The organism is Prochlorococcus sp. G4PB16 (genome assembly GCF_059772465.1).
In genome coordinates this window covers 455518-473730 of the sequence record NZ_CM186289.1, presented here as the reverse complement: position 1 = coordinate 473730, position 18213 = coordinate 455518, and the positions used below count along the sequence as shown (strand labels likewise).

Below are 18213 nucleotides of genomic sequence, written 5' to 3'. Positions count from 1 at the left end.
ATGCAAGATGAAGGATGGCTTGTAAAAAAAGATCGAGTCTGGGCAATGAGATTTTTTAAAGATAAACACCCTGATGAAAACGGAACTGTTTTTATTAGGGTTCACTACGCTAGCTGCAGGCTCAGATTCCTCCACGGTATTACTCCTCATGTTCAGTTACATGAAAGTGAGAAGTTAACTTATGAAAAAGCAAGATACCTATGGAGGTCGTCAGTGGAAACAGAATGGGAAGTTTCTAAGCAACCCTTATGGGAGACCTCTTAATGCTTAAAAATATTTAGCCGAATTATCTCTCAATGTGATATTGTCAAAAAATGATTTTGAGAATTGAGTATATACAACTAGATGGTTTTGTATCATGATGAACTACATACACCATTCATGCCTAAGATAATAGTTTTTGTAGCAAACGCTACAAAAACGTTCAACTTGCTACATGGCGAGCCGCATCTCGATTTAAGCCAAGGAACGGGGACTTAAATCAACATTCGGAGTATGGATGATGACAACTCTTCTTTATCGCGGACATAACTATGTTCAGCACAAAGAGCAAAAAGTACAAAAAGAATGTGTTGAGCTGACTTACAGGCGTAATCACTACAACACGTGCAGAAGCGATGCTAAGTCTGAGCTAAATACCCAATTGGCTTATCGCGGTAATTGCTATCGGCATTAGTTAATCACTTTTTTCTAAAGCCCTGCGAGGCAGGGCCATTTTTTTGCCTAGATTATTTTTTCATGGATTGAAAAGCCATTAATTCAATCAAGGTTGATTATTGTCAGCCCTCATAAATTTTGCATGTAGATGCTGTTGGATGGTTACTACATTCTTTGTTCCAAAACTCATCTCTAGTTTCACTTGGAACAGTGTAAGAGAAGTCATGCATTGTACGAATATCACTTAATGCATTTTTGATCATGTTGAAAGGAGTTCTTAGTCTCATAACCCTCCATATCGGTATATGTATTTTCTAATCGATCTTGCTTGATTTATACACCTCGGCTTTTACTCAAGTATAATTAGCTATTATTTGATAACGAATCAAAGAAAAGAATTATTGGAGTAAAGCCTATGTTTAGCCTTATTCAGTTAAGAAATATAGTTTGTGGTTCTTAGCATTCAAATAAACAATTGATTTGCTTATTTTCTAATTGATTTTGTAGTAATAAAAAATCTAGAAAATAAAGATAAAAAATGCTGTAAAATCTATTACCAAGCCAGACAGAAGTAATCCTCTTCTATGGGCTTTTCATAGCATTTACCCCTTCATTTTTTTCAGAAATATATTGATAGTTTGGCGAGGAAATATTGCCTCTAAAAATGAAAAAACGGTCTGTGCAGACTCAGACCGTTAGCAGATTACTTCTTTCTTATCTAAATACATAATTTAAGTTAGTGCGATAGTAAGGAATACCCAAATAATTTGATTAAGGAAAATCCTAGTCTAATTAATTGGAAAGAGGACTGATAAAGGAAGGTAGCTCAAATTGTTTTTGGAGTTTAAACAATGTATTCACTTTATTTTTTAAAAAGAAACCAAAACCAAGGTCAATAAAAATATATAGAAATAGGGAGTAGCAAAAAACCACATAAAAGATCAAATGACATATGAATGTGTCTATGAGATCAGATTCTTTTTCATTAGTCGTTTGTTCTCCCACATCTATCTTGGGTGACTTGAAATCACTTATTGAATTAGTTGCTATTGACTCAACCCACCCAAACTGAGCTAATTCTTGATCGATTATTTTTAGCGCTGAAGTCATAAAAAAGAAGAATTTTCAAATATTTACCTTTTTATCGTTTAAAAAATCAAGTTCTAGCCCAACGTTACATTTTTTGTTTTTTTATCTAATATTGCTTGAAGACGAACACATTATTATTCCAGTTAATTTCTTCCATTGCATCTTTGCACTGCAAGCATATTTGCATCCGAATGATTCTTTTCTGATTTCCAAATCTTATTTGAAGTTTGACCTATACAAACAACTTCTGCTGCATTTTTTATTCCTACTGGTACTTGAGTTAAAGCCAAGATTATCAAGGCCAAGCCTGTTCCAGGGGCATGAATATTTAACCTAAAGCTTTTGAGCCAATTTTTCTTAGGCATTGATCAATTCCTTTTTAATAATCCTTTATAGCTAATTTTGTTATGTATGCTTGATTTGAATTAAATGTCTCAAAAGCAAAAGACGAAAATTTAATTAAAAATGTTATTCCCAGAAATTGAACCTAAAGCACAAGGGATGTTAAAAGTGAGCCATCTTCACTCAATCTACTGGGAAAGAAGCGGCAATCCAGATGGATCAGCTGTCTTGATTCTTCATGGTGGCCCCGGGGGTGGGAGTAGTCCTTCCTATAGAAGATATTTTAACCCAAAGAAATTCAACATTATTCAATTTGATCAAAGAGGGTGCGGTAGATCTTCTCCTCATTCTGAGTTAAAAGAAAACGCGACACATTATTTAATTGAAGATATTGAAAAATTAAGACAATTCTTAAAAATTGAATCATGGCATGTCTTTGGGGGGTCATGGGGCTCAACATTAAGCTTGGTTTATGCCATTCAGCACACTGAAAAAATCTTAAGTCTTACTCTTAGGGGTATATTTTTGTGCAGAAAAACCGAATTAAGTTGGTTCTATCAAAAAGGTGCAAGTGAGATTTTCCCTGAAGAATTTGATCTTTATCAATCTGTTATTCCGCAAAATGAGAGAGGTGATTTGATTAATGCTTTCTATAAGAGATTAACCAGTCAAGATAGGTCTGAAAGATCCAAAGCGGCACATGCTTGGACGAGATGGGAAATGTCAACAAGCTTTCTCATGCCAAAAGAATTATCCATTAAAAAAGCTGCAAATGATAATTTTTCAGATTCTTTTGCCCGTATAGAATGTCATTATTTTGTTAATAACATTTTTTTAGAAGAAAATTATATTTTAAATAATGTTGCTAAGCTTAAAGATCTTCCTGTTTCGATTGTTCAGGGAAGATATGACGTTGTTTGTCCAATGAGAAGTGCATGGGATCTTAATAAATCATTGCCCTCTTCAAAACTTTATGTAATCGATAGTGCAGGACACTCAATGAAAGAAATTGGAATTTCTATGAAATTAATTGAGTTGACTAATGAGTTAGCTAATTCCTCCTCTAACCTCTAAGCATCAGTAGCTTTTACTTGAGCTAATGTTATTTAATTTTTACTACAGCTATTAGAATTACAAGAAAATCTTTTAAATCCTTTTGTTGATTTATTCTTGCTTGTTGTCTTTGTTTAAATCGCCAATAGCTTTTACTGGGAACTTCATACCCTGTCTCCATACAGCTGTAATTATTAAAGCAATGAAGGCAATAATGGGTATGAATCTAAGTACCTCCATCGTGGAAGGTTCGGCAACTAAAGATTTAAAAGGATCACTAAGAGATACGGGAACGACCTCGTATGAATTTGCTAGTTCATTTAGATCTACTTGCATTTTTCTTGATGGATTGTTTTTGAACCCTATAAAAAAAAACCGCGTATTTTCTTTCGACTCGTTTGTTTGTGATTTGTATGTAAAAAATACACCTAAATATGTAAACAAAGTTAATCCTTCGGGTGATTTAAGTTTTATTAATCCGCTTCTTTTGATTTATGGAGACTCAAATTAAATCTATATTTGAGGTCTATTTTTTTTTTGAAAATTTATTTGGTCAACTCTGAGAGGAGAAAGAATCAAGAAAAGATAATTTACTTAGATCAACTGTTAAAGATATTGCTATCATTAAGTATTTCCAACTTCTTCAGATTCTTGGTTAATATTTATTCTTTTTATTTCGCTTCTTTGTAAAAAAACTTCTGACTCACTTTCAGACTAAAGCTATTAGAGGAGAGGTGTAATTTCCTTTTCATTTAATAAAATGAATTTTTCTTTTGAAACGGCTTTGATTCTTCGCCTTTTAAGCTAAAGCCAGTTCATGGCTATTTCAGGTATTTTATTAGCAGTGAGATTATTTGCATTTGAACTGAGCAATTACTTGTTTAGTGAAGGTCTTCACGAGAAGAGTTATATGATTGGCTGTCAATGAGTTGGTTTTAAAAGTTCGATATCTAGATGCCAACTTCCATTAACATTTAAAAACTCTCAAACACAAGGCACCTTAAGCTTTCAAGTTTACTTTTATTAAGTTTGTATTTTTTGTACTTGATTCAATGTCAATGGATTAATTTACCGATTGATAAATCTTTTTCAGTAGCTAAAAAAGTTTAGTTGCATATCTATATGACAAGACCTCAATTTGCTGCACCTCCTTTACCGAAAGGCTCAACTGAGGTGAAAATTATTGAACGAAGCTGGGGCATTGAAAGGTGTTATGTAACACCAGACGGTGAGGAGGTTTGTACACCAGCTCCATTCCTAACAAATCATCGAAATCTAGATTGGACTTGCTTTGCTTAAAGTTTCTAGTCAAGGATAATTTAATAACTGGTCAAACCCAATTTTGATTTTTTCATAATCCGTTTTTTTCTTCTGACACCTTAAAAATTGATGAAGAACCTGTTATTAGCAAAATTCTGAACATGATTGCATGGTATGGATAGACATTTTAATTTCGCGTTTAAAGAAATTGGTTAGCCTATAAATCGTATGTTGTAGTGCAATGCGAATGTTTTAGGGTACTTTCACCCATGCATTGAACTTTTGGATGACTTAAAACATATATACGAAATTGATTTACTAACAACATGAAATTGTTTACTCCATTCAGCATTCCTAAGGCTGATATGACGGCTCTTCCTAAACGAAAAAATAAAGCCACACCCAAAAAGGCACACTAAAAATACCAATAACGTTCAATGGTACACTTGTTCTATTGCTGGGTGATCATATAAACAGGATGGTTGGATTAGGGAAGTAAATGGACAGTAGATATTGAGGTTTCGATATGATTGGGAGAGCTGGGATCAAAACCCTAAGGTTTGGATTGAGAGGGGCAGGCTTGTATCAAATGGACCCCCACTTAAAAAAATCGAAAGAGGATGAGAAGAGAGTTGGCGATAGGTCTATGGAGGGAATTATTGTCAACTGGATGGAGACGTGTTGCCCCACAGTAGGATTAATAATCAAAATGATGAAGTCCCAGATTTTCCAAGGTAAGTTAGTTTTTATATTTAATTTTTTTTACTTCAAACGAAAAAAATCAGTCCAAAGTTTGATTTCGCAGGCTACTTAATGTATAGATTTTGAACATCTCCTCACTATTTAAAAGTTTATTTCTTAGATTAGATTTTTAAATAAGCAAATAAGTATGACTTCGGACATTGAATACTATAAGCAACTATCTAAAAAAGTTAGTACAAAGCAAGATAAAATTAATTTCTTTGATCAAAATCAAAAGGCATTTTACGTAGATATTTATTCTGATAGTTGGTCAAAGATGATGGAGGAATATGCTAAAGTAGAGAATCTAAGTTCAGAGCAATTAAATAAAATTGAGGAAATGAAATGGATTGAGATGCCTGAAGTTTTAAAGCTTTTTGCTTATGATTTCTGTATTCTTAATGGATTTGTTTTTACTGGAGTAGGAAGTAAATAATACTGATTAATCTGGGATTAATAAATATTCAGGTGCTTATTCATGTGAATTATTTACCTCATTTCGTTTTAAGTAGATTGATTATTTTCATTGTGATTGGCTGTGGCAATACTTCAGATGCTTGCCGCCTCCGCGTTCATTGAGTTTTAAATGATATACGCACAAAGTTTTTGATTCTCTAGAAGATACAATTTATTATTTCTTTTTGCCCTTTTGCTTTTTGGTTCAAATCCGTCTTTAAAGTCTATACCGGATTTATTAAACGAGCCAAGAAGTGGGAAAAAGATGTTCCAATTAAAGCAGCAATAACAAATTGAGATATTTCATGATTAGCAAAAAATTTTCCTTCCAGTGGCTGAGTAATAGTAGCAAGTTCCATCAGCCCCGATATAGAACATACGGTTTTTATATTTTGACTTTGAAAATTGATCAAGTCTTCTTTCATGCATGTCGAAGTTTTTTGTATTTAACTCTGGATTCCGTTCTCTTTGTTCATTGGTTCCCTCTTCTACATTCCATGCCAATTTTCTTATGAGCCAAATTGCGCAAATAAAAAAAACAATAATTAATAAATTCATTGATTTCATAAGAGAAAAGTTGTTAGCAATAGTCCCTCAACTCTCTCCATTTATCTAGGCCTGCTTGAAGATTCTCCATTTCAGTTTTAGAACCATTTATTTTAAATGCTTTAATCAACGACTCCGTAGCTTCGATTCCATAGGTAGCAGCTTCTCTTTGCCTTGCACAAACTCTGTCTCTGGATCCATCTTTTAAATCTGTCTCAATTTCTTTTAGTATTTTGCTTGCTTTCTCTTGCTTTTGATAAAAATCAATTAAATACATCTCAAATTCCGTCTCAGCATTAACTGATATGACTGAAGATAATAAGAGAACCAAGGATATTAAGAATAGAGGAAATAAGCGTTTCATATTTTCATAATGGCGATCTTGCTAATCTTCACAACCTACTTATATGCAATGTCATATGTGGAACCCAAACACGCAGCACGTATCAAATATTAAAATGATATTTACAAGAAATCAGATTATTTCTACCTCTCTTTTTACTCGTAAACCATTGGAAATGAGTTTTTTTATTTATTTTGCTTCATAGTATGCTTCGCTAGTTGATAGATATTTAAATGAACTATATCAAAATCCCTTGTCAATGACATTTGCGTTTGTGGTTTATACTTTCAAGACTAATACTTTGGTTGGCAATTTAGTATGAAGATACCTTCGATAAGTTTAAAGGAACATTTGATGTGTCCATGAAAGACACTTTCCCAGGGATAAAAGAATTAGCTTAGAAAGAGAGTTAAGCATTAAGAGAGGAATACTAAGAATAGATAGTGCTAGTGAAAAGGTGAATAATCACTTTCATGTTCTATATGTGAATCAGATGAAATCCAAAAGTTAAAACTATCATTAAAAAGGGGCTTAAGTGGCCCCTTTTTAATCGTCTTACGATCAGATTTTACTAGTAGTGATTTGATCTCTCACGCAGCTAATAGTTCTTCCTCCTCTGGTGATATTTGAGTTATTGACTCATCCATTTCATCACTTCCCTGTATCTCTAAAGAAATAACGTTTCCTGATTCTGGGCTTGGCTCGATATTTTGCTCGGAAGCTATTTCTAGACTGGGTTCCATTTTTACTGATGAGCTAATCTCAGACAGAACCACTTGTGTTAGCTCAGCTTCTTTAACAACTTGAGACCATGGGTTAACTGTTGCTGCAATGAAGTCCCGATTTGCTTCTGTTTTGTCTCCACGGGTGATGAGTAAGAAAGGAAGGGCAACGGTAAACAGACAAAAAATGGCTAGGAAAAAGTTGGCAATGGCCATTTCTCTACCAGGTTCAAATGCTGCTAGAAGCATAAAAAGAAAAGCAATTTGTATAAAAATTCACTTACTTTTTCTCCTTAAGCCATACCTTCGCAAACAAACTTAATCGAAAAATTTATTATGTTCAAAATCAATGATTTTACAGGGGTATTTGAAATGGATTTTTTGTGTATCAGTTAGTGATGTCTCATTCTGTCATTAGACGATAAGCAAAATCATCAACCCTCTTCTGATTCACTCCATTATCTCCAACTCCTACTCTTGATTCTGATCTGACTTGAATAATACCTTTTTCTGGAATGGCTTTGAGCAGTAGATCATCGGTATATCTTCTCCATTTTGTCTTCGCTTCTGCATGAATAAATGAATCAGTTTTTTCGACTATTTTTGTTCTGGCTGTTTCAGAGACAATTTTGGTTGCTTTTTTAAAAGCATTTTCTAAATCATTTACTTTAAAGTCTTCTCTCACGCAGTGAGTTATGACAACACACTCTGGCAGATCAGTTGTTATTGCATTTGCTTTATGGGGGGTTATCAGAAGAACAACAAGAATTGAAAAGAAGAAAGTTAAAAATCGATTAATCATTGATCCAAAAGATCTAGTAGATAAATTTAAACCATACAAATTAATATATCTTAGGTAAAAATTAAATGTGATTTTACTCTAGGATTTTAGGGATTTTTGACTTGAAATTATATCTATCAAAGCTTGAAAAAGAATTAGGGATACTTAATGATAAAAAGAATTTTCTAAAACCATCTGTGTAATTTTTTAACTTGCTAATTCATTTCCCCATTCTTTGTGTTTTCTATCTAAATCTACTATTGAATTTTTTTGAGCATTAAGTATTAGTAAGCGATGAACTAGCTCGATTTTGGTTTCAGTTACCTCTTCTGAGTAAAACTTTAGAGGTTGTTCTCCAAGCAAATTGTCGCCGCTCATTAAATAAAATTTTAAATCATTGTTTTTTTAGGACGAAATCAAGTGTAAGCATTGGTTTTTAAGGTTTTTTTTCTTTTTGCGTTACATCACTCTTGCTGGTTGTCCCTACCTTTACCATCCATTTGTCAAGAGTAGAGGTGGTTATTATTTTGTTATTGTCTTTTGTGTTGAATCTCGTTACCTCAACAAGTTTTAGCCTTTTAAAACTGATGGTTTGTAACTCTCCAGTTCTTCTTTCCATCCTGGCAAGTTCATAACAGTTAGTTCTTTAGTTTCTGTTTGATTTAGTAATGCATCCTGTTTTTCATTCCGAATTTATTGGTCTTGATTGGCCCATCCTCTCAATTGGTCACATCATTATGTTCTGGTCTTTAACTGTAAGACTTGATTGGTCTTGGATTCCGTTAACGGATCATGAGAAATTATGTGGTTCTAAAGGTGACGCATACCGAGCTCAAGTGAATTTATTGGAGAAAACTTTTCAAAATAGCTAAATCAAAATGAAATTACTTCTTGTTTTACCTATATCCTTTTGCTTTTTATTTCCCTCAAAAATACAAGCATCAAGAACTGATCAAGTTAGTTCCGTTTGTGAAAGTTTTGCGGCCGGTAAAATCGATGCCGCAAAAACCTTAAAGGCTTTAAATCTAAATATTGATGATTTTTCAATAGGAATAAATAATACTGCAAAAATATTTTGTGCGTAGTTTTTGAGTTCTTTTTGTGATTTATAACTACTACATATAGATAATTCTTTATTTTTGACTATGAAATTGTGGATGAAAAAAAAGTTTATGTTCACCCATATGATATGGACTTAAGTACTTCTGGTTATATTATTTATTCTTCATTTATTAATACTACTTAAAAGAAGGGGTTCAAATATTGATTTAGGAACAGTATTTTCATCTGATTTGAAATTGATAGCACATAATTAAACAGACTTATACACTTGTGAAATAATATTTAAAATGCAATATACTGATGTAAAAATGCATACCCAAGTAAATGTAATTTCTAATTTTCCTTAATTCTCATTCTCACTAACCAGACATGAATATCGCTCAATCATCGCCTTTGTATGAATATTGGAATTCTGCTCAAGACGAGAATGATGAAAACAAGAGACTATTAAAGCTTAATTCAAAGGAACCTGCTTCTAACCTTTTTAGGAACGAACCTTATAAATGGGAGAATCTTTATCGAAGTGTTCTTAAAAACGTTATTAGTGGAGATGATTCATCAATAAAAGGATTAATGGTTTTGTTATCTACAATCAGTAAAAGGGAGAAAGATTTAGCCCTTAACTCTCTTGAGGCTTTGTTAGATAAGCGTATAATTAATAAATTGAGAAATGAAAAATATCAGGATATAAAATCTAGTAAAAATTTTTATACTGCCTTTAGAATATTGTTGACTATTTTTATCAATCCATATGATTTAGAACTTAAAAAAGAACCAAAACATCTTTATGAAAAAACAGGAATGTTTTTTTATAAATTAAGAAAGATAATTTTATCTAATAAGTGAGATTTAAATCTCTGGTAAAATTTTAATCTTAATGGATAACTATTGGAGAGAAAATTTTTCTATTAATTTTCTAAGTTGTTCTGTTCGAGAGTTTTTTTGTGGTCTGGCATCATCAAGTACTGCTGCACAACATAATTGCCATGATGAACCATCTTTTAATTTCAATTCTTTAGAAATATTTACTGGAGCAGAGGTTAAGGAAGTTATTTCATCTATATGCTCGAGGGTCTCCCACAGTTCACTCTCCAAGAAATCTAGTTCAACTTTTGATAGGAGGTTTGTTGCTATAAAATCTTTGATTAAATCTGTAAGCTCTAAAGACATTTTTCAATTTAGTGTAATCGACAAAACCATAAGTTTAATGAAAGAGCAGTTTGTAAAAAGTCATTTGATTTGAGGATAGCACTTATTTAAATTATTTTTTTACGAGTTGATTTTCAAATTTCATTCTTTAAGACTTAACTAAGATAACTATAATATAAGAAAGTACCACGTTCATTAAAGAAAAAATGAGTGTGGAGATTACAACTGAATCTGCAAAAAAGGCGCAAAAGGAAGCTGAATGGGCATATAAAAAGCAATGGAAAAGTCTTATTACTAAATATTGGAGGTTGTTTTCTTACGGATTAAAAGTCACCTGTCTACGGAGTGGCTAAAGAGAGTTGTGGAGATAGATAAAAAAAGAGCTAAAAACGATAATCTGGGAGTTGAATCCTTCAAAAAACCTGGTCGGTATTAGCAGAAGCATGGACAGGTGCAGAAGCTTTGGGGATGACTAAGATCTCTGAACTTTATGGGTTGGAGATATCTGATTTGGATATATCCAAAATTCAAAAGCTTGAAGCAAATGAAGTTCTCCAAAATGCACGCCATCAAAATAACTTTGATGTACATTGAATCTGCTGAATATCTTTACCGATCGATTTGAAGTTACAACAATTAAAAAGGTTCTTGAAAGAGAGAAAAAAGCTACTCAAAAAGAAATATCTTAAGGAACTTGTTGAAAAACAACCAAACTAGCTTTAACTTAAATGGGTGGTATTTATTCCTATGTCGTATTAGTCTAGGTATATGACATATTATACAAAGCCCAATTATATTCAATACGATGAGTGGTTTGATGACAACATTGATCCGTGCGAATTAGAGAATGAGAAGGAAAAAAAGTTTAGTGATTCTGTTCACGAGAAATTTTATAAAATGTCAAATCATAATTTAACTATCGGTGGTTCGGAGTCCGTTGCAGATTTAAATAAATCTGAAAGATGCTCAGGTGGTTTTTGCTCATTAACAGATGAAGAACTCAAGCAACTTTAATCAAATGTAAATTAAGAAAAATATGAATTTGAATGATCATTTTTTTATTTATTTAGAAGCGCTTAGTTTTTTTCTATTGTCGACAATGTTTCTCCTTTTGTATAAAAGCAATAAATGGTTCCAACGTTCTAGAGCTTTATCTAAAAAAGATGATTGAATTATTTATATGAAATATCTATTATTTTTTACTGTCTTTTTAGGCCTAAACACTCCTTCGGGAGCAGTTACAACCCGAATGTTTAAAGTTCTAGATACTTGTGCAAGATATAGGTTGAAAGAGAAAACTGCTTTACTCGCAATTAAAGACCTTAAACTCAAATATGAGGGTAAAGATGAAGTTGAGGCAGAGCTGTTTATCAAGTTGTATTGCTCGGTTTTCACGCCAAATGAAAATGTAGACTTTTAATTTATTTATGAGTCGTTTACTTGTTCTTCAGCATTTAGAACGCGAGCGGCCTGGATTGTTTGTCAAACTGGCTGAGGAAAGAGGATTTAGTGTTTGTACTTTTCGTTTGGATCTAGGAGACTCTCTTCCAGAACTTAGGAATGGAGATTTACTTTTGGTGTTGGGTGGACCTATGGGTATAAGAGACATTGGTACTTCAACTTATCCATGGCTAGTTGAAGAAATTGGTCTAATAAAAGAAGCCTTAAATCAAGGCGTTGGGTTGATAGGAGTATGCTTGGGTGCTCAACTTTTAGCTTATGCAGCTGGTGGTGATGTTGAAATGATTCAGGAGGAGGTATCCCATCAACCATTAGCTGAAATAGGGTGGGACAATATCTTTCCTCAATCAGTAGATGATAACTTTAAATTGACAAGACTTTTAAGACATCCTTTCCCTGTTTTGCATTGGCATGGAGATAGAATTTTATTGCCTAATTCTGCAGAGCTTATCGCTAGTAGTTGTAGATGTAAGGAGCAATTATTTAGTATTGGTCCATTAGCTTTTGGGATACAATTTCACGTTGAGATTGACGATGAGATGGTGAATACGTGGATTTCAGAAGATCATAAATTTATTTCTTCAGCATTAGGGGCAGACGGTCAATCCATTTTAAAACAACAACAAAAAGAATTTGGTCACAAAACATTAGATTCTAGATTGGAGTTTTTAAACATTTTATTTGACCTATTAAGCTAAAAAAAATTTTAGTTACTTTTGCCTTTACTTAAATGATAGATGACTTCACACTGGCGCAGTGCAGAAAAGATAGGGAAGTTCTTCAATTAAAAATAAAAAATCTTGAGCACGGTATCAACGAAGCAGAAAAAATGATTGCGGAGTCAAGTATGAATGATGAGGCATTAACCTTTTTAAGAAGAAAAGTCGCAGAATCTAATCAGGATTTAGCAATTCTATATTTAATCCATTAGTAATCTCAATTGGAATTGTTTTGTTGAAAATCGACTTTAAGATCTTCATGATGTGAGTAAGCCGTACCAGACCGTACTTCCCTTAAAAAAAAACATACTTTACATTTGTTCACATTGATACAACCCCAGTAATGACAAGTTCACCTTCTTCTCAAGTAATCACTGAGTACGGCAAGCAAAACATCTTTGGCCGTGAAACACAGCCTCAGCTTGTAGAGGACTACACCAGCTATCCAGAGGAAGCAGAAAAGACCAATGGCCGTTGGGCAATGATCGGCATGATTAGCCTTTTAGGTGCTTATTTCACAACAGGTCAAATCATCCCTGGAATTTTCTAAACCAATAACAACTACTAAAATGCAACCATCTAACAAAACAATTCTAGAAAGAAGCATCGGCAGACCCGCCATGATGGCATTCGTTCTATTAACAGGTATCTACCTAACAACCGGTCAACTTATCCCAGGTGTCGTTTAATGAAAAACCAAACCGCTAAAACTCCAAGAGTAGAAGAAGGTAAAGTAATTGCTGAAAGGCTCAATGGCTACGCTGCATTTGTTGGATGCTGGGCACTTATTGGCGCATATCTAACAACAGGGCAAATCATTCCTGGTGTTGTGTGATGAATAAAGAAACTAACTACTGGAAAACAGCAGAGCAAATGAATGGCCGTCTTGCAATGATGGGCTTCTTTGCAGCTGTGATTAACTACGGAATAACTGGCTGGATCATCCCAGGGATTGTATAGTCCTAAATTCAAATCTAATAAAAAGGCCTCTTCTCTGTCATTACGGAAGAGGCTTTTTTTATGGTTTTTTGTTTGATTAGCGCGTGATTAACACCATGCAATTAATTCAGTAATATTGATGATTATCAACTTGATGTAGTTATTTCTATTTGATTCTTGTATCTAGGATCAATGTATCTTCTACTTTGCAACTACCATTAAGCCATTCTCTAAACTCTTGAGCAATTGCTAGTCTTTCCCTTTTAGGGAGCTTTCGCGCTCTAATTAAGAGCAATGTCATTGAATCTACAATCAATTCTTCGACATTTGGCTTTTCTTGCATTTACGACTATCAACTGTTTCTCTCATAAATTATCTATCTTCTTGAATGATACCTTCAGACGTAAGGATATAAATAGAATTAACGAATACTTAACCATTAAGAACGAAAGATAAATTAGTCGTTCCACAAAGTCATATCTGACTGGCCTGAAGATCTTTGCATCCACGCTACTTTCCATTTCTCATCAATCTTTTTAAAGATCGAAGTCACTGTAGGGAGGTCATCATTTTGAGTCCCTTTATAAGTAAATTTTGAGCCTGGGTGAGACGCACATTGCAGCATTTGAACCAATAAGTTTTAATTTGTGCAACTTTGTGACTTCTGTGCTTTCTAATAAAAGATCTCCTGAGGTTCACATCTCTTGAAAACCTTTTGCGTCAATGCGATTCCCACCTGGTCTTATAAATAAAAAGTCAGGGGTTGCTTAGTCTAAAAAGAATTATCCCATTCTCTCTTGAGGCATATGCTTTTAGGATAGATAGTATTTCTTCTTTAGAAGACATTGATCAATTAAAAACAATAAACTATTGATTACAGATCTGCTCAATATTGGATGTTTTCTTTGCCATCTTTTCTTGTTGTGCTGACAATATGAACCAACGCTTTTTAGAGAGAAATACTACAATAATTGATTTTAACTAGAGAATTTAGGCAGCTTCTTTCGATAAATCATTTGCGAAAAGAGATATAAGCTCACCTTTTGGTGTTTTATAAACTCTCTCTACAATTTCACCTTCAGTAATGATTACTTTAGTATTCATTGAACCTGAGGGCAATGTCTTAATAGCTGATACAAGAGCTTCTTTTAAATCTGGGAACTGATCCAAATCCTTGAAGTCTTTAATTTTCTTCTTAGCAACCATTCCAATAAAAAAGTCGAAGTATTACTTACTTTTAACTAACTTTTTTCCACTCGTAAAGAGCTTGTATAGCTAATCAGCTCTTTATAGGACTAACGTGAAAATTTAGATATAGTTTTTGTATTAGGAATTTCTTTTATAAGCTTGTTTTCATTGTTTTCAAAAGGGTTGTACCTAATGTCTACAATCAATACCCTTGAAGTACTCAAAAGTAGTTGTACAAAAATTACTTGTTGTTGTGGAAATATTATTCTTCTTTCTTATTGAGTCGAAAAACAAACGCGAATGATCAATTGATTTTATCCATCAACAACGAGCGCTCAGTTGCACTAAGAATAATTTTTTCCCTTTAGTGTCTCTGTTAATTTCTACTTCTTTTTTTTATTATCAATTCTGTTTAAGAGATATTATATTAATTTATATTTTTACCTATAGATATGATTATGAACATTTTTCCAAAGAAAATAATGCTTTTAGGCAGCGGAGAATTAGGAAAAGAGGTGGCAATAGCAGCAAAAAGATTAGGTTGTTATGTTATTGCATGTGACAGATATAATGATGCACCAGCCATGCAGATAGCTGATCAATATGAAGTATTAAATATGAATAATCCTAGAGAATTAAAAGATGTGATCTATAAATGTAATCCTGATATAATTATTCCTGAAATTGAGGCTCTTGCAGTAGATGTATTAAAGGAAATTGAACAAAAAATAATAGTAATACCTAATGCTAGAGCCACAGCAATAACTATGAATAGAGATAAAATTAGAGATTTAGCTGCTAACGAATTAAATATAAGAACTGCAAAATTTAGTTATGCGATGAATCAATCCGAGCTTAATTTGCAAGCAGAGAGGATTGGTTATCCTTTATTAATTAAGCCAGTTATGAGTTCTTCAGGTAAAGGACAAAGTTTAGTTAATAATAAAAATGATTTAGTCCAGGCTTGGGATTTAGCTATTGAAAAATCAAGAGGTAAATCAAATAAAATTATATTAGAGGAATTTATTGATTTTGATTTAGAAATTACTTTATTAACTATTAGACAATTTAATGGTAAAACCTTATTTTGTGCACCAATAGGGCACGAGCAAAAGAATGGAGATTATCAATGTAGTTGGCAACCAGCTACATTAACGGAAAGTGTTTTAGATAAGGCTCAAAAGATAGCCAAATGTGTCACTGATAATCTTGGTGGAGTAGGTTTATTTGGCGTTGAATTTTTTATTAAGGGTGAGGAGGTGATTTTTTCTGAGCTGTCACCAAGACCACATGACACAGGCTTAGTAACTTTGATTAGCCAAAATTTAAATGAGTTTGAATTACATCTTAGAGCTGTTTTAGGTATCCCAATTCCAGAAATTGTTTGTCATGAAGCTTCTGCGAGCAGAGTGATTTTGGCTTCCCAGAAAACTTCAGATATAGCTTTTACGGGACTTGAAGATGCCTTAAGTCAATCGAATACAGGTATATTTATATTTGGCAAACCGAGCTCTACTCAAGGTCGTCGAATGGGAGTAGCTGTAGCAAAAGCTGAAACCCTCGATGAGGCAAAAATCAAAGCTGATAAAGCAGCTCAATCAGTCCAATTTATAAATGAATAATTTAAATTCAAATTGTTTATCTGATTTCGTTAAGTGCAAGTCGATCTGGTTTCTATTTTTGACTGAGTTAAATTGGAATCCAAGCGCAATTAACCCTCTTGAGTTGGTCCCTGAATCTTTTTGGCCTGAAGTTACGGATCTCTTAATTGAAGCTAGATATATTGGTCAAAGCAGGAATTATTACCTCAAAGAATCTGATAAATATATGGATTATTTAAGTAAAGGTGGTAGGCCTTTTAAAGCGGACTGAAAATCATACATATTCTATTAATTGCTTACCAACTTCATCTAGCACATAATTGTTAACACCTTTATAATTGAACTTGCCTAAAAAAAACTAAATTATATATAGATTTATGGGGATAGATGATCCAAAACTTCGTTTGTTTATGCTTCTTTTGATCAATTTAATAGTGATAGTAGTTTTTAGAAACTGGGTATTAAATAACGAGGCTTTTGTTTGGTTACTGAATGGTTTACCTTCTTGAAGTGTTATGGAAGGATTTGATTCAATTTTTCAAAATATTGCTTCATCCGGGTTTAGTCGTTAGTTACTTTGTGAATCTTCCCATTTTAGGATCCTTTTTTTGTTCTTGAATGATTTTTGTAAGAAGATGGTAAGGCGAAGGTTGGTTTGGTTTAAGAAAGAAAAAGAAGAGGATAAATAATTAACTTTCTTAGTGATTTAAGGGTCCTTTTTAGTAAGAAATGCAATTATTTCGGTTAACACAACTTAATTCACTGTTTTATGTATCACGAGGAACATCGTTTAAAGATAATTTCTGTTATTTTTATTAAACGTTCAGCTGAATTTAAAGCTGCAGTAAGACTTGAGACATGGAACGGGGTCTTGAGCACTACGAGAAAGAGCAATGACTGTTCTTACTTACAGAGGCAAAGAGTACCTTCAAAATAAAGAAGCTACTCCAAAAAAAGTTGTAGAACTTAGTTACAGAAGTAACGTCTACACATCTAGGCAGGCAGAAGCTAAAAAGCAGATGCAAACATCCTTAACTTACAGAGGTAATACATACCAAAAGTGATTTAAAGGTGATTTAAAGAGGCATAAATTGCCTCTTTTTTTTATGCTCATTTTCGTCACAAATATTTATCTGAGCAAACGTTTTGGTTCTATGTATTTTTGCCTGAGTTCTATTACTCTAGTTTTATGGGTGGTATCCGATGTAGAAATAATGATGACTCCGAAATAATCACAATGATTACTCAACAGTCATGGCCTAGTTGCAAGCTGCCTAAAACTCAAAAGGCACTTGAAGCTATTTATTCAATGCTCTGGAAAAGACCAAAGGTGTTTAGATGGTATTACAGGTCAAACTAATAGCTTTATTCAAGGGAAACCGAACACGCAAATAAACTAAAAGTTGTTGAGAATAATAATTGAATGCTTTATTAATTAATGCAAAGATTATTTAACCCTAACAGTAGTGTGTTGGCATTGCTAATGTTTCTACCTATTACACCAAGTATTGCAGCGATTACTGTTTTTACACAGTCAGTTTTAAATGACAGAAGTACAGAGGTAAAGTCTATTTCTCATCATGAACAGCGAGTGATTGATGCTACTAGATATTAATGACTATTTTGAATTTTGATCTACCAGTAAAACTTATTATGTGAATAATTTATTCATTGCTCATTAAAGCTTTATTTAAACTCTCATTAATTTTATCTATATCTTAGTTTAAATACTCTTTACGTCATGAGATCTGTAGGTTACAAGTCATAAGTAACACCTTTCTCAAAGTATGGTTTTAGCAAAAAAGTTTAAGGCCTTTGATGACGCAATCTTAGATCTGCATCCTGAGTTAAAAGATGTTCTTAAACCTAATGATCACTATCCAGAGCTAAAGATTCTTCTAAAAAAAAGATCTGTAAATCTACCTTCTGGGTCCTTGAATACGAAGGTAATTATCAATAATGGAGAAATTGTCGAACGCGTATTTAAGACACCCATGGGCCAAGTCGTCTCGTTATTTTCAAAACCATCAAAAGTAATTCTTGACAAAGTTGCTTAATAAGTGATTTTCAACTAAGCATTAAGCATGTTTTTTTAGATGTTAGA

At 33.1% G+C, this 18213-nt stretch carries 36 protein-coding genes and 2 pseudogenes; 23 read left to right on the top strand and 15 right to left on the bottom strand.

The features are described from left to right. Positions 1-264, top strand: coding sequence for a DUF1651 domain-containing protein (locus AC6EIZ_RS02905; RefSeq protein ID WP_498512213.1), 264 nt, complete (start codon positions 1-3; stop codon positions 262-264). A gap of 235 nt (positions 265-499) precedes the next feature. Next, positions 500-676, top strand: coding sequence for a DUF4278 domain-containing protein (locus AC6EIZ_RS02900; RefSeq protein ID WP_498512211.1), 177 nt, complete (start codon positions 500-502; stop codon positions 674-676). A gap of 103 nt (positions 677-779) precedes the next feature. Here the strand turns inward: AC6EIZ_RS02900 and AC6EIZ_RS02895 are convergent, their stop codons facing one another. From AC6EIZ_RS02895 to AC6EIZ_RS02885, 3 genes are all read right to left on the bottom strand, one after another. Beyond that, positions 780-920 carry a hypothetical protein gene (locus AC6EIZ_RS02895; protein ID WP_498512209.1) on the bottom strand — a complete coding sequence of 47 codons (141 nt, stop codon included), beginning with the start codon at positions 918-920 and terminating at the stop codon, positions 780-782. Positions 921-1449: 529 nt separating this feature from the next. Further along, positions 1450-1767: a hypothetical protein gene (locus tag AC6EIZ_RS02890; RefSeq protein WP_498512208.1), complete on the bottom strand. Its 318-nt coding sequence runs from the start codon at positions 1765-1767 to the stop codon at positions 1450-1452. A gap of 122 nt (positions 1768-1889) precedes the next feature. Next, positions 1890-2111, bottom strand: a complete 222-nt coding sequence (locus AC6EIZ_RS02885) for a hypothetical protein (protein WP_498512206.1) — start codon at positions 2109-2111, stop codon at positions 1890-1892. 100 nt (positions 2112-2211) lie between these two features. Between AC6EIZ_RS02885 and pip the strand changes: the two genes are divergently transcribed. Beyond that, a complete protein-coding gene (gene pip / locus AC6EIZ_RS02880) occupies positions 2212-3162 on the top strand; it encodes a prolyl aminopeptidase (RefSeq protein WP_498512204.1) in 951 nt (316 codons plus the stop codon). Between the two features lie 90 nt (positions 3163-3252). On the opposite strand, the gene AC6EIZ_RS02875 is transcribed toward pip, so the two are convergent. After that, positions 3253-3477 carry a hypothetical protein gene (locus tag AC6EIZ_RS02875; RefSeq protein WP_498512202.1) on the bottom strand — a complete coding sequence of 75 codons (225 nt, stop codon included), beginning with the start codon at positions 3475-3477 and terminating at the stop codon, positions 3253-3255. A 786-nt stretch (positions 3478-4263) separates the two neighbouring features. Between AC6EIZ_RS02875 and AC6EIZ_RS02870 the strand changes: the two genes are divergently transcribed. Continuing rightward, entirely contained in the window at positions 4264-4440 is a 177-nt protein-coding gene (locus AC6EIZ_RS02870) for a hypothetical protein (protein ID WP_498512201.1), read from the top strand. Positions 4441-4618: 178 nt separating this feature from the next. Here the strand turns inward: AC6EIZ_RS02870 and AC6EIZ_RS02865 are convergent, their stop codons facing one another. After that, positions 4619-4801, bottom strand: coding sequence for a hypothetical protein (locus AC6EIZ_RS02865; protein WP_498512199.1), 183 nt, complete (start codon positions 4799-4801; stop codon positions 4619-4621). Between the two features lie 113 nt (positions 4802-4914). Here AC6EIZ_RS02865 and AC6EIZ_RS02860 point away from each other — a divergent pair. Both AC6EIZ_RS02860 and AC6EIZ_RS02855 read left to right on the top strand, forming a co-directional pair. Further along, positions 4915-5096: pseudogene (locus tag AC6EIZ_RS02860) on the top strand (DUF1651 domain-containing protein). 194 nt (positions 5097-5290) lie between these two features. Further along, positions 5291-5578, top strand: a complete 288-nt coding sequence (locus tag AC6EIZ_RS02855; RefSeq protein ID WP_498512197.1) for a hypothetical protein — start codon at positions 5291-5293, stop codon at positions 5576-5578. A gap of 329 nt (positions 5579-5907) precedes the next feature. Here the strand turns inward: AC6EIZ_RS02855 and AC6EIZ_RS02850 are convergent, their stop codons facing one another. The 6 genes from AC6EIZ_RS02850 to AC6EIZ_RS02825 form a co-directional block, all read right to left on the bottom strand. Next, the gene (locus AC6EIZ_RS02850; protein WP_498512196.1) at positions 5908-6165 is read right to left on the bottom strand and encodes a hypothetical protein; all 258 of its coding nucleotides are present in this window, start codon (positions 6163-6165) and stop codon (positions 5908-5910) included. Between the two features lie 13 nt (positions 6166-6178). Then, positions 6179-6475 (bottom strand): hypothetical protein, encoded by a 297-nt coding sequence (locus AC6EIZ_RS02845; protein ID WP_498512194.1) that lies wholly within the window; start codon positions 6473-6475, stop codon positions 6179-6181. A 602-nt stretch (positions 6476-7077) separates the two neighbouring features. Then, entirely contained in the window at positions 7078-7458 is a 381-nt protein-coding gene (locus AC6EIZ_RS02840; protein ID WP_498512192.1) for a hypothetical protein, read from the bottom strand. Between the two features lie 154 nt (positions 7459-7612). Then, positions 7613-8011 carry a DUF1499 domain-containing protein gene (locus AC6EIZ_RS02835; protein WP_498512191.1) on the bottom strand — a complete coding sequence of 133 codons (399 nt, stop codon included), beginning with the start codon at positions 8009-8011 and terminating at the stop codon, positions 7613-7615. 186 nt (positions 8012-8197) lie between these two features. Beyond that, complete coding sequence (locus tag AC6EIZ_RS02830) at positions 8198-8368, bottom strand: hypothetical protein (protein ID WP_269605936.1); 171 nt, start codon at positions 8366-8368, stop codon at positions 8198-8200. Between the two features lie 58 nt (positions 8369-8426). Then, a complete protein-coding gene (locus AC6EIZ_RS02825; RefSeq protein ID WP_498512189.1) occupies positions 8427-8609 on the bottom strand; it encodes a hypothetical protein in 183 nt (60 codons plus the stop codon). A gap of 49 nt (positions 8610-8658) precedes the next feature. Here AC6EIZ_RS02825 and AC6EIZ_RS02820 point away from each other — a divergent pair, with 49 nt between their 5' ends. From AC6EIZ_RS02820 to AC6EIZ_RS02810, 3 genes are all read left to right on the top strand, one after another. After that, positions 8659-8862, top strand: a complete 204-nt coding sequence (locus AC6EIZ_RS02820) for a hypothetical protein (protein ID WP_498512188.1) — start codon at positions 8659-8661, stop codon at positions 8860-8862. A gap of 6 nt (positions 8863-8868) precedes the next feature. Then, positions 8869-9075, top strand: coding sequence for a hypothetical protein (locus AC6EIZ_RS02815; protein ID WP_498512186.1), 207 nt, complete (start codon positions 8869-8871; stop codon positions 9073-9075). Positions 9076-9421: 346 nt separating this feature from the next. Continuing rightward, a complete protein-coding gene (locus tag AC6EIZ_RS02810; protein WP_498512184.1) occupies positions 9422-9898 on the top strand; it encodes a hypothetical protein in 477 nt (158 codons plus the stop codon). 39 nt (positions 9899-9937) lie between these two features. Here AC6EIZ_RS02810 and AC6EIZ_RS02805 read toward each other — a convergent pair whose 3' ends face one another. Beyond that, complete coding sequence (locus tag AC6EIZ_RS02805; RefSeq protein ID WP_219045883.1) at positions 9938-10222, bottom strand: inward rectifier potassium channel; 285 nt, start codon at positions 10220-10222, stop codon at positions 9938-9940. Positions 10223-10407: 185 nt separating this feature from the next. Here AC6EIZ_RS02805 and AC6EIZ_RS02800 point away from each other — a divergent pair, with 185 nt between their 5' ends. The 9 genes from AC6EIZ_RS02800 to AC6EIZ_RS02760 all read left to right on the top strand — a co-directional run bounded on the left by AC6EIZ_RS02800 (position 10408) and on the right by AC6EIZ_RS02760 (position 13341). After that, on the top strand, positions 10408-10554 hold the full coding sequence (locus tag AC6EIZ_RS02800) for a hypothetical protein (protein WP_498512182.1): 147 nt from the start codon (positions 10408-10410) through the stop codon (positions 10552-10554). 415 nt (positions 10555-10969) lie between these two features. Beyond that, positions 10970-11215, top strand: a complete 246-nt coding sequence (locus tag AC6EIZ_RS02795) for a hypothetical protein (RefSeq protein WP_498512181.1) — start codon at positions 10970-10972, stop codon at positions 11213-11215. A 235-nt stretch (positions 11216-11450) separates the two neighbouring features. Then, on the top strand, positions 11451-11621 hold the full coding sequence (locus tag AC6EIZ_RS02790) for a non-structural protein (NS2)-like protein (RefSeq protein WP_498512180.1): 171 nt from the start codon (positions 11451-11453) through the stop codon (positions 11619-11621). Between the two features lie 7 nt (positions 11622-11628). Next, positions 11629-12360, top strand: a complete 732-nt coding sequence (locus AC6EIZ_RS02785) for a type 1 glutamine amidotransferase (RefSeq protein WP_498512178.1) — start codon at positions 11629-11631, stop codon at positions 12358-12360. A 32-nt stretch (positions 12361-12392) separates the two neighbouring features. Then, positions 12393-12593 (top strand): hypothetical protein, encoded by a 201-nt coding sequence (locus AC6EIZ_RS02780; RefSeq protein WP_498512176.1) that lies wholly within the window; start codon positions 12393-12395, stop codon positions 12591-12593. A 131-nt stretch (positions 12594-12724) separates the two neighbouring features. After that, the gene (locus AC6EIZ_RS02775) at positions 12725-12931 is read left to right on the top strand and encodes a high light inducible protein (protein WP_498512174.1); all 207 of its coding nucleotides are present in this window, start codon (positions 12725-12727) and stop codon (positions 12929-12931) included. A 19-nt stretch (positions 12932-12950) separates the two neighbouring features. Next, a complete protein-coding gene (locus tag AC6EIZ_RS02770) occupies positions 12951-13070 on the top strand; it encodes a high light inducible protein (RefSeq protein WP_011294968.1) in 120 nt (39 codons plus the stop codon). Beyond that, complete coding sequence (locus tag AC6EIZ_RS02765; protein WP_498512172.1) at positions 13070-13216, top strand: high light inducible protein; 147 nt, start codon at positions 13070-13072, stop codon at positions 13214-13216. Before AC6EIZ_RS02770 ends, AC6EIZ_RS02765 begins: the two co-directional genes overlap by 1 nt. Further along, positions 13216-13341: a chlorophyll a/b-binding protein gene (locus tag AC6EIZ_RS02760; RefSeq protein WP_011294605.1), complete on the top strand. Its 126-nt coding sequence runs from the start codon at positions 13216-13218 to the stop codon at positions 13339-13341. The genes AC6EIZ_RS02765 and AC6EIZ_RS02760 overlap by 1 nt, the downstream gene beginning before the upstream one ends. A 145-nt stretch (positions 13342-13486) precedes the next feature. Here the strand turns inward: AC6EIZ_RS02760 and AC6EIZ_RS02755 are convergent, their stop codons facing one another. The 3 genes and pseudogenes from AC6EIZ_RS02755 to AC6EIZ_RS02745 form a co-directional block, all read right to left on the bottom strand. Beyond that, the gene (locus AC6EIZ_RS02755) at positions 13487-13663 is read right to left on the bottom strand and encodes a hypothetical protein (RefSeq protein WP_498512170.1); all 177 of its coding nucleotides are present in this window, start codon (positions 13661-13663) and stop codon (positions 13487-13489) included. Positions 13664-13777: 114 nt separating this feature from the next. After that, positions 13778-14045 (bottom strand): annotated as a pseudogene (locus AC6EIZ_RS02750) (DUF3804 family protein). Between the two features lie 265 nt (positions 14046-14310). Next, positions 14311-14526 (bottom strand): hypothetical protein, encoded by a 216-nt coding sequence (locus tag AC6EIZ_RS02745; RefSeq protein ID WP_498512169.1) that lies wholly within the window; start codon positions 14524-14526, stop codon positions 14311-14313. A gap of 440 nt (positions 14527-14966) precedes the next feature. Between AC6EIZ_RS02745 and purT the strand changes: the two genes are divergently transcribed. The 5 genes from purT to AC6EIZ_RS02720 all read left to right on the top strand — a co-directional run bounded on the left by purT (position 14967) and on the right by AC6EIZ_RS02720 (position 18166). Continuing rightward, positions 14967-16130 carry a formate-dependent phosphoribosylglycinamide formyltransferase gene (gene purT, locus AC6EIZ_RS02740; RefSeq protein ID WP_498512167.1) on the top strand — a complete coding sequence of 388 codons (1164 nt, stop codon included), beginning with the start codon at positions 14967-14969 and terminating at the stop codon, positions 16128-16130. A gap of 58 nt (positions 16131-16188) precedes the next feature. Continuing rightward, a complete protein-coding gene (locus tag AC6EIZ_RS02735) occupies positions 16189-16380 on the top strand; it encodes a hypothetical protein (RefSeq protein ID WP_413677984.1) in 192 nt (63 codons plus the stop codon). A gap of 622 nt (positions 16381-17002) precedes the next feature. Next, positions 17003-17173, top strand: a complete 171-nt coding sequence (locus AC6EIZ_RS02730; RefSeq protein WP_498512166.1) for a DUF4278 domain-containing protein — start codon at positions 17003-17005, stop codon at positions 17171-17173. A 419-nt stretch (positions 17174-17592) separates the two neighbouring features. Continuing rightward, entirely contained in the window at positions 17593-17724 is a 132-nt protein-coding gene (locus AC6EIZ_RS02725; protein WP_498512165.1) for a hypothetical protein, read from the top strand. Positions 17725-17896: 172 nt separating this feature from the next. After that, on the top strand, positions 17897-18166 hold the full coding sequence (locus tag AC6EIZ_RS02720; protein WP_498512163.1) for a hypothetical protein: 270 nt from the start codon (positions 17897-17899) through the stop codon (positions 18164-18166). Positions 18167-18213 lie beyond the last annotated feature (47 nt).

Bases quoted from the DNA above. Each gene is read 5' to 3' on its own strand.
- AC6EIZ_RS02905 (WP_498512213.1), top strand. From the start codon at position 1: ATGCAAGATGAAGGATGGCTTGTAAAAAAAGATCGAGTCTGGGCAATG.
- AC6EIZ_RS02900 (WP_498512211.1), top strand. From the start codon at position 500: ATGATGACAACTCTTCTTTATCGCGGACATAACTATGTTCAGCACAAA.
- AC6EIZ_RS02895 (WP_498512209.1), bottom strand. From the start codon at position 920: ATGATCAAAAATGCATTAAGTGATATTCGTACAATGCATGACTTCTCT.
- AC6EIZ_RS02890 (WP_498512208.1), bottom strand. From the start codon at position 1,767: ATGACTTCAGCGCTAAAAATAATCGATCAAGAATTAGCTCAGTTTGGG.
- AC6EIZ_RS02885 (WP_498512206.1), bottom strand. From the start codon at position 2,111: ATGCCTAAGAAAAATTGGCTCAAAAGCTTTAGGTTAAATATTCATGCC.
- pip (WP_498512204.1), top strand. From the start codon at position 2,212: ATGTTATTCCCAGAAATTGAACCTAAAGCACAAGGGATGTTAAAAGTG.
- AC6EIZ_RS02875 (WP_498512202.1), bottom strand. From the start codon at position 3,477: ATGCAAGTAGATCTAAATGAACTAGCAAATTCATACGAGGTCGTTCCC.
- AC6EIZ_RS02870 (WP_498512201.1), top strand. From the start codon at position 4,264: ATGACAAGACCTCAATTTGCTGCACCTCCTTTACCGAAAGGCTCAACT.
- AC6EIZ_RS02855 (WP_498512197.1), top strand. From the start codon at position 5,291: ATGACTTCGGACATTGAATACTATAAGCAACTATCTAAAAAAGTTAGT.
- AC6EIZ_RS02850 (WP_498512196.1), bottom strand. From the start codon at position 6,165: ATGAAATCAATGAATTTATTAATTATTGTTTTTTTTATTTGCGCAATT.
- AC6EIZ_RS02840 (WP_498512192.1), bottom strand. From the start codon at position 7,458: ATGCTTCTAGCAGCATTTGAACCTGGTAGAGAAATGGCCATTGCCAAC.
- AC6EIZ_RS02835 (WP_498512191.1), bottom strand. From the start codon at position 8,011: ATGATTAATCGATTTTTAACTTTCTTCTTTTCAATTCTTGTTGTTCTT.
- AC6EIZ_RS02830 (WP_269605936.1), bottom strand. From the start codon at position 8,368: ATGAGCGGCGACAATTTGCTTGGAGAACAACCTCTAAAGTTTTACTCA.
- AC6EIZ_RS02825 (WP_498512189.1), bottom strand. From the start codon at position 8,609: ATGGAAAGAAGAACTGGAGAGTTACAAACCATCAGTTTTAAAAGGCTA.
- AC6EIZ_RS02820 (WP_498512188.1), top strand. From the start codon at position 8,659: ATGCATCCTGTTTTTCATTCCGAATTTATTGGTCTTGATTGGCCCATC.
- AC6EIZ_RS02815 (WP_498512186.1), top strand. From the start codon at position 8,869: ATGAAATTACTTCTTGTTTTACCTATATCCTTTTGCTTTTTATTTCCC.
- AC6EIZ_RS02810 (WP_498512184.1), top strand. From the start codon at position 9,422: ATGAATATCGCTCAATCATCGCCTTTGTATGAATATTGGAATTCTGCT.
- AC6EIZ_RS02805 (WP_219045883.1), bottom strand. From the start codon at position 10,222: ATGTCTTTAGAGCTTACAGATTTAATCAAAGATTTTATAGCAACAAAC.
- AC6EIZ_RS02800 (WP_498512182.1), top strand. From the start codon at position 10,408: ATGAGTGTGGAGATTACAACTGAATCTGCAAAAAAGGCGCAAAAGGAA.
- AC6EIZ_RS02795 (WP_498512181.1), top strand. From the start codon at position 10,970: ATGACATATTATACAAAGCCCAATTATATTCAATACGATGAGTGGTTT.
- AC6EIZ_RS02790 (WP_498512180.1), top strand. From the start codon at position 11,451: ATGTTTAAAGTTCTAGATACTTGTGCAAGATATAGGTTGAAAGAGAAA.
- AC6EIZ_RS02785 (WP_498512178.1), top strand. From the start codon at position 11,629: ATGAGTCGTTTACTTGTTCTTCAGCATTTAGAACGCGAGCGGCCTGGA.
- AC6EIZ_RS02780 (WP_498512176.1), top strand. From the start codon at position 12,393: ATGATAGATGACTTCACACTGGCGCAGTGCAGAAAAGATAGGGAAGTT.
- AC6EIZ_RS02775 (WP_498512174.1), top strand. From the start codon at position 12,725: ATGACAAGTTCACCTTCTTCTCAAGTAATCACTGAGTACGGCAAGCAA.
- AC6EIZ_RS02770 (WP_011294968.1), top strand. From the start codon at position 12,951: ATGCAACCATCTAACAAAACAATTCTAGAAAGAAGCATCGGCAGACCC.
- AC6EIZ_RS02765 (WP_498512172.1), top strand. From the start codon at position 13,070: ATGAAAAACCAAACCGCTAAAACTCCAAGAGTAGAAGAAGGTAAAGTA.
- AC6EIZ_RS02760 (WP_011294605.1), top strand. From the start codon at position 13,216: ATGAATAAAGAAACTAACTACTGGAAAACAGCAGAGCAAATGAATGGC.
- AC6EIZ_RS02755 (WP_498512170.1), bottom strand. From the start codon at position 13,663: ATGCAAGAAAAGCCAAATGTCGAAGAATTGATTGTAGATTCAATGACA.
- AC6EIZ_RS02745 (WP_498512169.1), bottom strand. From the start codon at position 14,526: ATGGTTGCTAAGAAGAAAATTAAAGACTTCAAGGATTTGGATCAGTTC.
- purT (WP_498512167.1), top strand. From the start codon at position 14,967: ATGAACATTTTTCCAAAGAAAATAATGCTTTTAGGCAGCGGAGAATTA.
- AC6EIZ_RS02730 (WP_498512166.1), top strand. From the start codon at position 17,003: ATGACTGTTCTTACTTACAGAGGCAAAGAGTACCTTCAAAATAAAGAA.
- AC6EIZ_RS02725 (WP_498512165.1), top strand. From the start codon at position 17,593: ATGTTTCTACCTATTACACCAAGTATTGCAGCGATTACTGTTTTTACA.
- AC6EIZ_RS02720 (WP_498512163.1), top strand. From the start codon at position 17,897: ATGGTTTTAGCAAAAAAGTTTAAGGCCTTTGATGACGCAATCTTAGAT.